Annotated in this window: 10 protein-coding genes; 3 read left to right on the top strand and 7 right to left on the bottom strand. The window is 69.3% G+C overall.

The annotated features are described in order from the left end of the window. Positions 1-244: 244 nt before the first annotated feature. Complete coding sequence (locus ON23_RS05280; RefSeq protein WP_210744179.1) at positions 245-1387, bottom strand: hypothetical protein; 1143 nt, start codon at positions 1385-1387, stop codon at positions 245-247. Positions 1388-1742: 355 nt separating this feature from the next. Beyond that, positions 1743-3161: an NAD(P)H-quinone dehydrogenase gene (locus ON23_RS05275; RefSeq protein ID WP_223273405.1), complete on the bottom strand. Its 1419-nt coding sequence runs from the start codon at positions 3159-3161 to the stop codon at positions 1743-1745. 201 nt (positions 3162-3362) lie between these two features. Here ON23_RS05275 and ON23_RS05270 point away from each other — a divergent pair, with 201 nt between their 5' ends. Beyond that, positions 3363-3845, top strand: a complete 483-nt coding sequence (locus ON23_RS05270; RefSeq protein WP_039776727.1) for a gamma-glutamylcyclotransferase family protein — start codon at positions 3363-3365, stop codon at positions 3843-3845. A 52-nt stretch (positions 3846-3897) separates the two neighbouring features. Here the strand turns inward: ON23_RS05270 and ON23_RS05265 are convergent, their stop codons facing one another. The 4 genes from ON23_RS05265 to ON23_RS05250 all read right to left on the bottom strand — a co-directional run bounded on the left by ON23_RS05265 (position 3898) and on the right by ON23_RS05250 (position 8253). Then, positions 3898-5061: a M20 family metallopeptidase gene (locus ON23_RS05265; RefSeq protein WP_039776731.1), complete on the bottom strand. Its 1164-nt coding sequence runs from the start codon at positions 5059-5061 to the stop codon at positions 3898-3900. 149 nt (positions 5062-5210) lie between these two features. Further along, positions 5211-6386, bottom strand: coding sequence for a M20 family metallopeptidase (locus ON23_RS05260; RefSeq protein ID WP_039776730.1), 1176 nt, complete (start codon positions 6384-6386; stop codon positions 5211-5213). 168 nt (positions 6387-6554) lie between these two features. Continuing rightward, positions 6555-7256 carry an enoyl-CoA hydratase-related protein gene (locus tag ON23_RS05255; protein WP_039776726.1) on the bottom strand — a complete coding sequence of 234 codons (702 nt, stop codon included), beginning with the start codon at positions 7254-7256 and terminating at the stop codon, positions 6555-6557. An 88-nt stretch (positions 7257-7344) separates the two neighbouring features. Further along, on the bottom strand, positions 7345-8253 hold the full coding sequence (locus ON23_RS05250; RefSeq protein WP_039776725.1) for a ribonuclease Z: 909 nt from the start codon (positions 8251-8253) through the stop codon (positions 7345-7347). 101 nt (positions 8254-8354) lie between these two features. Here ON23_RS05250 and ON23_RS05245 point away from each other — a divergent pair, with 101 nt between their 5' ends. Both ON23_RS05245 and ON23_RS35780 read left to right on the top strand, forming a co-directional pair. Then, the gene (locus tag ON23_RS05245) at positions 8355-9134 is read left to right on the top strand and encodes a purine-nucleoside phosphorylase (RefSeq protein WP_039776724.1); all 780 of its coding nucleotides are present in this window, start codon (positions 8355-8357) and stop codon (positions 9132-9134) included. Positions 9135-9143: 9 nt separating this feature from the next. Beyond that, on the top strand, positions 9144-10835 hold the full coding sequence (locus ON23_RS35780) for a phospho-sugar mutase (RefSeq protein WP_051042038.1): 1692 nt from the start codon (positions 9144-9146) through the stop codon (positions 10833-10835). A gap of 26 nt (positions 10836-10861) precedes the next feature. Here ON23_RS35780 and upp read toward each other — a convergent pair whose 3' ends face one another. Then, on the bottom strand, positions 10862-11491 hold the full coding sequence (upp, locus tag ON23_RS05235; protein ID WP_039776723.1) for a uracil phosphoribosyltransferase: 630 nt from the start codon (positions 11489-11491) through the stop codon (positions 10862-10864). Positions 11492-11762: the final 271 nt, after the last annotated feature.

Here is an 11762-nt window from a genome sequence, read left to right as displayed (position 1 = left end):
GGGCTGCCAGCCCAATGTGGGACGTTCCGGTTCCCCGACCGGCGCCCAGCCGATCGCACCCGTTTCACCCGTCGGCGGCCCGAAATCGTTCAGCGGTGGCCCGAATCCGGAAACCGGCGGGCCGAATCCCGACTCGCCTTCGTCCCGGTCCTGATCGTCGCCGGAGGCCATCACCCGTTCCTTCCCCGAGACACACGCGTGGGGCGGTCGCGAACGACCGCCCCACGCGTCGATTCAGTCTGTATCAGTACTGGACCGTGCCACCCCACTGTGTGGTCGCACCAGCGACATTCACCGTTTGCGGAGCGAAATCACCCTGCGGGAGTCTACCAATCTGAGCGGCCGCATCCAGTGCTGCGGCACCACCCGGCTGCTGCTTGATCCAGCCCTCGACGGCGGCCTTGGCCGCATTCGCCTCGGTGGTGTCGACGTAGTTCTCGGACTTCAGATCGTCGAAGCCGGTGGCGTGGGTGTACGAGGTGATCTTGACCTTGTTCGCCTCGACGAACTCCACCGACACACCCGCGTCGCCCACTCCGTTCGGAGTGCTGTAACCCACCGTGCCGACATAGCCGTCGAGGTTGCTGAAGTGGTGGGTGTTGGCCACGTAGCCCGGCAGCAGCCCGCCGCCGTCGACGTTGGCGCCGACCTCGGTGTGCGGGCCGTTCATCTGGACGACCGGAGCGGCCGGCGCGGCCTGCAGGCTCGGCGAGGTCCACTGCGCCTGCTGCGACGGGGTCGAGTTGCCCTGCTGGCTACGCAGCGTGTCCGCGTTGCCGCCGTTCTGCGACTGCGGCTTGTTCGGGGTGCCGACGGTCTGGTCCGGCGACTGCTGACCCGGCTTCAACTGGTCGGCCTGACCGTTGGGGGTGGGCTGGTCCGGAACGACGGCCGGCTGCACCTGGCCACTCTGACCCGGCACCGGCAGCGGCGCGACACGCGGGGTGGTCACACCCGGCTGCGTCGGCGAGGCCAGGTTCTGGTCCGGCTTCGGCGTGTTCTGGTTCGGGGTCGTGACACCCGGCTGCGGGGTGGTGACACCCGGCTGGTTCGGAGTCGTGACACCCGGCTGATTCGGGGTGGTGACGCCCGGCTGCGGAGTGCCGTTGCGCTGGGGCCCGTTCTGCTGGGTCCCGTTCGGCTGGTTGTTGTTCTGCTGCGGCCCGTTCTGCTGAGTGCCGTTCTGCGGAGCGTTCTCCTGCGTGCCCGGCGCGTTCTGACCCTGGCCGTTGTTGTCGCCCTGCGCGGGGGCCTCATTGGTGGCGCCCGGCTGCGCCGGAGTGGTCGGCACGCTCGGCTGATCGGCCGGCGCGGCACTCGCCGTACCCGACGCGAGGATGGTCGCCACGGCGGCCGCGGTGGCCAGTGGCAACGACGTCGTGGCCATCGCTCGCTGCGCCCGACTCGGCTTACGATGTTTCACTGTCTCGCAATCCCTTTCCCGAGCTCGGCCAGTGCCGTCGACCGACGAACGCCGCTCGACGGGGCCGTCTCCATTGGTCCCTCATCGATGTCCGGCCCGCACCCTGCTGCGGTCCGCGAGCCGCTCGCGGATTCCCGGCCCGGGAAAGATTGCATTCCCCCCGCCACGTGAACCTGCCAGCCGACCACCACTGACATCTCTGCCGGAAGTGAACCACACGAACAAGTTTCAGGCAACCGGTGCTACCCGGCTGTGGGAAGCCGCACTCCGGCCGGCAAAAGATCAAGCGCGGCAGCGCATTTGAAACAGCCGCCGCCCACTAGTCCAGATCGTCGTGACGCATCAACTGCCGCGCCGCCTCGGTGACCGATCCCGACAGCGACGGGTACACCGAGAACGTCTGGGCCAGGTCGTTCACCGTCAGATTGTTCTGGACCGCGATCGCGATCGGCAGGATGAGTTCGGAGGCGATGGGCGCGACCACCACGCCACCGATCACCACACCGGTGGCAGGCCGGCAGAAGATCTTCACGAAGCCGCGGCGCAGGCCCGACATCTTGGCGCGCGGATTGGTGTTGAGCGGCAGCATCACCGTGCGCGCGGGCACCTCACCGTTGTCGATCGCGGTCTGGCTGACACCGACCGTGGCGATCTCGGGCCGGGTGAACACCGCGGAGGCCACCGTCTTCAACCGGATCGGCTGCACTCCCTCGCCGAGCGCGTGATACATCGCGATCCGGCCCTGCATCGCCGCGACCGAGGCCAGCGGCAGCAGTCCGGTGCAGTCACCGGCGGCATAGATCCCGGTCGCCGCCGTCCGCGAGACACGGTCGACGCGCAGATAGCCGCCGCGGTCGAGTTCGATGCCGATGCGCTCGAGGCCGAGGTCCTGGGTGTTGGGTGTGGAACCGACCGTCATCAGCGCATGGGAGCCGGTGACCGTGCGCCCGTCCGACAGTTTGACCACGATCCCGTCCGCGGTCCGTTCGACGGCGTCGGCTCGGGCCTGTTTGACGAGTTCCACCCCGCGTTCGGCCAGGGCGTCCTCGAGGACCAGCGCGGCGTCGGCGTCCTCCCCCGGCATCATCCGGTCGCGGCTGGAGACCAATTTCACCTGCACGCCCATCTCGGTGTACGCGGAGACGAATTCCGCGCCGGTGACACCGGAGCCGACGACGACGAGCGTTTCCGGCAGCTCCTTCAGGTCGTAGAGCTGACGCCAGGTGAGGATGCGTTCCCCGTCGGGTTCGGCGCCCCGCAGCACCCGCGGGCTGGCGCCGGTGGCGATCAGGACGATCTCGGCCTCCATCACCCGTTCGGTGCCGTCGGCGAGCGTCGCGCGCACCAGATGTGTGGCCAGACCGGCGATCTGGTCGATCAGCTGACCACGGCCGTTGAGGATGGTGACCCCGGCGGCCTGCAGTTTGGAGCGGATGTCGGACGACTGCGCCTGCGCCAGCGCCTTCACCCGGGAGTTCACCTCCGACAGCCGCACCTGCGCCTGCGCCACGTGCAGCGTGATGCCCAGATCACGCGCGCGGCGCAGATCGGTGCGCACACCGGTCGAAGCGATGAAGGTCTTGGACGGGACGCAGTCCCACAGCACGCATGCGCCACCGATACCGTCGGAGTCGATCACGGTGACCGTGGCTCCGTGCTGAGCTGCCACCAATGCCGCCTCGTAGCCGGCGGGGCCGCCCCCGATGATTGCAATGCGGGCCATGTGTACCTCCGCTATCGAGCCGTGCGGCCGGGATCTCCGGCACTGCCGTCAACGTTATCGGTCCTGCTCCTCATCGTTTTGACCGCGTCACGGGTGACGTTGCGCGTGTCACCTACCGGTAATTCTCCGGACATCCGCCCGACTCGCCGGAGACAGGCACGGCCCGAACCCGGCCGGATCGAAACAAGCGGTCCCTACATTCGATACTCTTGCCAGGTGCCGATATACGCCGCCTACGGATCCAATATGGACCCGGAGCAGATGCTCAAGCGCTGTCCGCACTCCCCCGTCTACGGAACGGGCTGGCTGGAAGGGTGGCGCCTGACCTTCGCCGGCGACGACATCGGCTGGGAAGGCCCGCTCGCGACGGTGGTCGAGGATCCGGGCTCCCGGGTGTTCGTCGTGCTGTACGACGTCTCCGCCGAGGACGAGCAGAGCCTCGACCGGTGGGAGGGTTCGGATTTCGGTATCCACAAGAAGATCCGGCTCCGGGTCTCGCCCAATTCGGGGACGGGTACGCAGCCGGTGCTGGCGTGGCTGTACGTGCTGGACGCCTACGAGGGTGGACTGCCCTCCGCCCGCTACATCGGTGTGATCGCCGACGCGGCCGAAAAGGCCGGGGCTCCGGCCGATTACGTCCACGCGCTGCGCACCCGCAACAGCCGCAACGTGGGTCCGGGAACCTTCGGCTCGATGTAGCCGCCGGGGTAGCCGGCCGGCCCGCCGGGTTCACACCCGACGGGCCGTTCGATCAGCGTGCCTGCAGGACCAGATTGGTCATCACGCGCACGCCGGCCGCCAGCGCGCGCTCGTCGATGTCGAAGGTCGGCTGATGGATGTCCAGTTGCGGGCCCTCGCCCGACCACACACCCAGCCGCGCCATCGCACCCGGAACCTCCTCGAGGTACCAGGAGAAGTCCTCGCCACCGCCCGACTGCGGCGTGTCCGACAGCGCGTCCGGACCCAGGCCGAGAATCGCGTCCTCGAACATCCGGGTGGAGAATTCGTCGTTGACCACCGGCGGCACGCCGCGCTTGTAGTTCAGCTGATACCGCACCCCGGTCGGGGCGAGCAGCCCGTCGACGATCTCGCGGACCATCGGCTCGAGCAGCGACCAGGTGGTGTGGTCACCCGTGCGCACGGTCCCGGTCAGCATGCCGGTCTGCGGAATCGCATTGGGCGCCTTACCCGCCGATACCGCACCCCACACCATCACCGTGCTGGTCCGCGGATCGATGCGGCGGCTCAGCAGACCCGGCAGGCCGGTGATGACGGTGCCGATGGCGTAGACCAGATCGCTGGTCAGATGCGGCCGGGAGGTGTGCCCGCCCGGCGAGTCGAGCACGAGTTCCACGGTGTCGGCGGCCGAGGTGATGGCGCCGACCCGCACCCCGATCCGCCCGACCTCGAGCCGGGGATCGCAATGCAGGGCGAAGACCCGCGAGACGTCGTCCATCGCACCGGCGGCGACCATGTCGATGGCACCGCCGGGCATGACCTCCTCGGCGTGCTGGAAGACCAGCCGGACCCCGACCGGAAGCTCGCCCATTTCGGCGAGGGCGAGGGCGGTGCCGAGCAGGATCGAGGTGTGCGCGTCGTGACCACAGGCGTGGGAGACGCCGGGAACGGTCGAGGCGAACGGCCGCCCGGTGTACTCCTGCAGCGGTAGCGCATCCATATCGGCGCGCAGTGCCAGGCGCGGCCCGGCCGGGCCGATATCGCAGATCAGGCCGGTGCCGGTGGGTAGTTTGCGCGGTTCCAGACCGGCCTTGACCAGCCAGGATTCGACGAATTCGGTGGTGCCGTGCTCGGCGCGGGACAGTTCCGGATTGGCGTGGATGTGGCGGCGCCAGCCGATCAGATCGTCACCGTGCTCGCTCAGCCACGCCTCGACCGCGGCCTGTGCGGCCGTGATCTGGGCCTGCCGTCCGGTGGCGAGTCCGGTGTGCCGACAGGTACCGGCCTCCGGGCCTACCGCCTTGCTCTGCAGGCCGGAACCCGCGTCGCCGCGAGCCGCCGCGGCATCGTCCTCGCGGCCCGCCGGTGATGACCGGCCGATCGTGCTCACCGAATTTCCTCCTGTCGCTGAATACTGCGCTCCAACAACCTGTCCCTGTGTAGTTGATCGCCCGCAACCTGGATTGCGGTACGGGCCAGTGCCCGCGCCCCGTCGGTCACCGCGAGATCGGCCGACGGCGTCACACAGGCCGCGGCGAACTCCCGCTGGTGTGTCACCGCGCCGTTGGCCTCGATGCCGATAACCGGGTGGATGCCGGGAATGACGTTGGTGACATTGCCCATATCGGTACTGCCCAGCGGCCGTGCTGCCTCGAGTTCCGGCGCGAGCGGCATGCGACCCATACCGATGATCTGCTCGCGGTAGGCACACAGTAGTGCGGAATCCGGCGTGAGCTCGGTATATGTGGGCGCCAGCGCCCGGATTTCATGGGTGCATCCGGTCGCCAGCGCTCCCGCCTCGAAGCAGGCCGAGGCGCGCTGCAGCAGATCGTCGAGGGATGCGGAATCGTCTGCCCGCAGGTAATACAACAGTTCCGCATGGCCGGGCACGATATTCGGGGCAACACCGCCCGATTCGACTATACCGTGCAGTTGCTGGCCAGGCCGCAGATGCTGGCGCAGCAGACCCAGCGCGACCTGCGCGACGGTGGCGGCGTCCCCGGCGTTGCGGCCGTACTCCGGCGCGGCGCTGGCATGTGCTTCGCGACCGTGGAAGGACACCGACAGATCGGCCAGGGCCAGCGACCGCGCACCCACGATGTCCAGCGGACCCGGATGCACCATCAGGGCCATCGCGACCCCGTCGAAGACGCCGCGCTCGAGCATCAGCACCTTGCCGCCGCCGCTCTCCTCGGCCGGCGTGCCGAACACCTTCACGGTCAGACCGCACCGATCGGCGACCTCGGCCAGGGCCAGCCCCGCGCCCACCGCGGCCGCGGCGATGATGTTGTGGCCGCAGGCGTGGCCGATCTCGGGCAGCGCGTCGTATTCGGCGCAGATTCCCACCACCAGCTCGCCACTGCCGAAGGTGGCGACGAAGGCGGTGTCGAGGTCCGCGACCGGCATCTCGATCCCGAAGCCACGCTCGCGCAGCGGGGCCAGTGTCTTCGCCACACTGCGGTGCTCGGCGAATGCCAGCTCGGGTTCGGTGTGGAGGGAATGCGAGAGGGCGATCAGATCCGATTCGGCCGCCGTGACGGCGGCATCGGCGGCGGCGAGCAGGGCCGGATCCGCCGGGTCCACCGAGGCATCGACGTCGCCGGCGCGGGCGCAGCCGGATGCCGCGGCCCGGTGCGCCGACCGGTCCGTGCGACTCCAGCTGCGTTCGTCCCCGCTGCGTGGCATGGCACACAGTCTCGCACTGTGCGCCACGCGATGATCATCGGGTGTTCAGGAGCCGAAGGCGAGATTTTCCGGTGTCGTGGGGGTATTCAGGCCCGCGAGCGCCCGTCCGTGCAGCGCACGCTTGATAACCGGCAGATTCGGCTTGCGGTTGCCGGTCAGTGCGGCGGCCCGCGCGACGGCCGCGGCCAGCACCCCGTCGGCCTCGGCCGCCTCGTCGACGATGCCCGCGGCGATCGCGTCGGCGGCGCCGTAGCGGCGGCCGGTGGTCATCGCCTCGAGCGCCACCTGATTGCTCAGCCGCTCGGTGACCAGCGCGTTCATCGCCACCGTGAACGGCATTCCCAGATGGACCTCGGGCAGGCACCAGTACCCGCGATCCGAGCGCATCACCCGGAAGTCGTGTGAGGTGGCCAGCATGGCGCCCGCACCGAAGGCGTGGCCGTTCAGCGCGGCGACGGTCGGCATGCCGAAGGCCAGCAGCCGGCTGAAGACGGTGTGCACCCGGTCCAGGTACCAGTGCATCTTGTCCATGTTGCCGAACAGCCAGTCGGTGTCCAGGCCGTTGCTGAAGTATTTTCCGGTGGCCACCGTGACCAGCGCCGCCGGCCCTTCGGCGGCCTCGACCTCGTCCAGTTTCGCGTGGATGGCGTCGATCCAGTCGGGATGGAAGCGGTTCTCGCTGTCGGTCTGACCCTCGTTGCCGAGGTAGAGCACGAATACGTCCCCGTCACGGTCCAAGTACGGCATACGCAGAGAATATGCAGCTCCGAATGAACGCCCGCATCACACCCCCGGACAAGTTACCGGCGAGTTGGAATCGCCGCCGGTGCACAGGTCAGCGACGCGGTGGAAGCGGCACCCGCATCAGGTCCTCGGCGATCACCAGTTCCCCGTCGAAATACCGCTGTGCCTCGGCCCGGTGCCCGGCCAGATCGCCGTAGCGCTGCGAGAAATGGGTGAGCACGAGCGTTCGCACGCCTGCCGCCGCGGCCACGCGCGCCGCCTGCCCGGCGGTGAGGTGGCCGAAATCGTCGGCCAGCTGCGCCTCGGCCTCCAGGAAGGTCGACTCGATGACGAGCATATCGGCGCCTTCGGCCAATTCCGCTATGCCCGAACACATTCGGGTGTCCATCACGAAGGCGAAGCGTTGCCCGGGCCGCGGCACCGACACCTCGTCCACGGTGACCGTGCGACCGTCGGGCAGCCGGACCGCGCCTTCGCGCTGCAACATCCCGACCATCGGACCCGCCAGGCCGAATTCGGCGAGGCGCTCCGGCAGGATCCGATAGCTGTCGGGTTCGACGAGCCGATAGCCGAAGGTGTCGATGCGATGCGACAGCCGCACCGCCTCGAAGGTGAACGGCGCGTCCGGCAGCGGCACCGGGCCGTCCGCATCGACCGGATGCTCGCGCAGACCGGGAAACTCGGGCACCACGCCGCGTAGATGGGTGAGCAGTTCCGCGCCCGATCCCGGAAAGCAGATGTCGACCGGATGGGTGACCTGGTCCAGATTGAGCCGCGCCAGCACCCCGGGCAGGCCGAGGCAGTGATCGCCGTGGAAATGGGTCAGCCCGATCCGGGTGATGCCACTCGCCGAAACCCCCGCGAACAGCATCTGCCGCTGCGTCCCCTCGCCGGGGTCGAACAGCAGGCCGTCACCGTCCCAGCGCAACAGATATCCGTTGTGATTGCGCCGGCGGGTCGGCACCTGACTGGCCGTCCCGAGGACCACGAGTTCACGCACGGCACCATCCTGCCCTCGCCCCGCCGAGCGCGCCCGGCGGCGGCCCTCGTGTCCGGCCCGCGACGCGCACCACCGGCCCGTCGGCGCACTATCGTGGGCGCATGCTTGCCGAACAGGCCGCCGAGGCGATCGCCACACGTACGGGAGTCACGCACCATCGGGTCGCGGTGGTACTCGGATCCGGCTGGCAGTCCGCCGCCACCGAGATCGGAGCGCCGCGGGCATCGATTCCGATGACCGAACTGCCCGGCTTCGAACCCCCGACGGCCCAGGGACATCAGGGCATCGTGCATTCGGTGCAGGTCGGCGAGGTGCCGGTCCTGCTGATGATGGGCCGTCAGCACCTCTACGAGGGTTACGAACCGCACCGCGTGGTGCACGCGGTACACGCGGCGGCCGCGGCGGGCGCCGAGACGGTGATCCTCACCAACGCCGCGGGCGGTATCCGTCCGGGCCTGCGGGTCGGCGAGCCGGTACTGATCAACGATCATCTCAATCTCACCGGGCGCACCCCGCTCACCGGCGCCGCGTTCGTGAACATGGTCGATGCCTGGGACCCCGAATTGCGCACGCTGGCACGGGAAATCGATCCCTCGCTGACCGAGGGCGTCTATGCCGGGCTCAACGGTCCGCAGTACGAGACACCCGCCGAGATCCGCATGCTGGGCGGCATGGGCGCCGATCTGGTCGGTATGTCGACCGTGCTGGAGGCGATCGCGGCCCGCTCCCTGGGCCTGCGGTTGCTGGGCATCTCGCTGGTGACCAATCTCGCCGCGGGCGTGACCGGCGCGCCGCTGTCGCATCAGGAGGTGCTCGCCGAAGGGCAGGCGGCCGCACCGAGATTGGGCAAATTGCTGCGCGGCGTGCTGGAACGGCTGTAGGCGGGCGCCATGTTGCGATTCGGAACGGCAGGTCTGCGCGGCCCCCTGCAGGACGGGCCGGACGGGATGAACGTCGCCACGGTGGCGCGCGCGAGCGCCGGTGTGGCGGCCTGGCTTCGGGACCGCTGCCTGGGCGGCGGTCTGGTGATCGTCGGCCGCGATGCCCGCCACGGCTCCGCGGAGTTCGCCACCGTCACCGCGGAAGTGTTTGCGGCAGCGGGCTTTTCGGTGCTGCTGCTGCCGCTCCCGCTGCCGACGCCGATCGTGGCGTTCGCGGTACGTGAGCTGGGAGCGGTGGCCGGCGTGCAGATCACCGCCTCCCACAACCCCGCCACGGACAACGGTTACAAGCTGTATCTGGACGGCGGTTCGCAGCTGATCCCGCCCGCCGACGCCGAGATCGAACGCTGCATCGAGGCCGTCACCGAACCGATCGCGCGCACCGATCCGGCCGCGAGCGCTCCAGCGCCATCGGTGCTGTCGCTGCCCGACGATGCCACCCGAGCCGACCTCGGCGAGGAGATGGTTCGCCGCTACCTGACCCGAGCCGCAGCCGTGCCCGAGACGATCGGCGGCGCGCGCACGGTACCGGTTCATTCGAGCCACCACCCTGTGGGCGAGAAGCGCGAACCACGACACGACGACGAGATCCGCGGCGGCACTGCGCGCGAACCCGGCGGCCTCCTCGAGCACGGCGAACCGGGGGCGGGAGAACGGATGACGGTGCAGCGCCCCGATATCCGGATCGCGCTCACGCCCATGCACGGGGTCGGCGGCGAGACCGCGGTGGCGGCGCTGGCCGCGGCGGGATTTCGGGACGTCCACGTGGTCGAGCACCAGTTCACCCCCGATCCGGACTTTCCGACCGTGGCATTCCCGAATCCGGAGGAGCCCGGCGCCGCGGATCTGCTACTGGCACTGGCGGAGAAGATCGATGCCGACCTCGCCGTCGCACTCGATCCCGATGCCGATCGCTGCGCGCTGGCGGTACCCGGCCCGCACGGGTGGCGCATGCTGCGCGGGGACGAAACGGGTGTGCTGCTGGCCGATTACGTCCTGCGTGCCGCACCGCCGAACTCGCTGGTCGCGACCACCGTCGTGTCGTCGCGGCTGCTGGGGAAGCTCGCGCCCGCACGCGGCGCCCGCTACGCCGAAACACTCACGGGCTTCAAGTGGCTCGCCCGCGCCGGCGACGGCCTCGTGTACGCCTACGAGGAGGCCATCGGCCACTGCGTAGACCCGGCCGCCGTGCGCGACAAGGACGGCATCACCGCGGCCGTGGCCGCCGCCGACCTCACCGCCCGCCTGCGGGAGCAGGGGCGTTCCCTGCTCGACGTCCTCGACGACTACGCCGTGGAGTTCGGCCTGCACGCCGGCGACCAGGTGTCACTGCGCCTGGCCGACCAGGCGGCAGCTGCCGAAGTCGTTGCCCGCCTGCGCGATACGCCACCCGAGGTGATCGCGGGCGTCCCCGTCACCTGCACCGATCTGTCGGCGGCTCGCGGCCGGATGCGGACCGACGCTCTGGTCTTCGAGGGCGAGGGGCAGCGCATCGTCGTCCGCCCCTCGGGTACCGAGCCGAAGCTCAAATGCTATCTGGAGATCGTCGAACCGGTGCGCGACCGCGACTCGTTACCTCGATCGAAAGCGGTTGCAGCAGATCGACTCTCGGCGCTACGTGACTTCTGCGAAAGTTTGTGAGCCGCTGAGCCGAGCGGCGGGCGACATCAGTCGTGGCGCGGACCGAATTGCCGGTCGCCCGCGTCGCCGAGCCCCGGCACGATGAAGGCGTCGGCATTGAGTCCGGAGTCGACCGCGGCGGTCACCAACCGCACCGGCAGGCCCGACTTCTCAAGCGCGGCAATACCTTCCGGGGCGGCGACGACACAGACGGCGGTGATGTCGGTGGCGTTTCGGGCGCACAGCAGTTCCAGGGTGTGGCGCATGGATCCGCCGGTGGCCAGCATCGGATCGAGGACGAAGACCGGCAGGCCCGACAGATCCGCGGGCAGCGATTCCATGTACGGCACCGGGCGATGGGTCTGCTCGTCGCGCGCCACGCCGACGAAACCCACGCGCGATTCCGGAATCAGCGCACTGGCGGCGTCGACCATGCCGAGGCCGGCGCGCAACACCGGCACGAGCAGTGGAGGTTTCGCGAGCCGGGCGCCACGGGTCGGCGCGACCGGGGTGTCGATGTCGAAGGTGTCCGTCGGTGCTTCCCGCAGTGCTTCGTAGACGAGGAATCCGGTCAGATCGGCCAGTGCCGCCCGGAAACCCGCGTTCGAGGTGCGGGCATCGCGCATGGCCGTCAGAAGGGTGGCCGTCAGCGGGTGTTCCACGATATGCGTACGCATGAGGGAACGATAAGGTCTGTCGGGGTTCGAAAGTGGGAACCGTTGCGCAGGGGCATGCGTCGAACTACTCGGATGACGTAATCTGCCACCAGACCAGCACGATGGGGGATGTTGATGCACAAGATCTCGGTCGACACCGAGGGCGTCGCCGCCTACGGTGCCACAGCCGCGGGACTGGCCGGTGAGATGGGTGTCGCCGCGGCGGGTGCCGCCGGGGCCGACCCGCTTCTGCTCGGCCCGATCTTCGGACTGGTGGGGGGCGATTTCGTCG

This window comes from Nocardia cerradoensis NBRC 101014 (assembly GCF_000308535.1).
In the GTDB taxonomy this organism is placed as follows: Bacteria; Actinomycetota; Actinomycetes; order Mycobacteriales; family Mycobacteriaceae; genus Nocardia; species Nocardia cerradoensis.
Note: the sequence above shows the minus strand (reverse complement) of the source record. Positions and strands in the feature narration are given on the sequence as shown.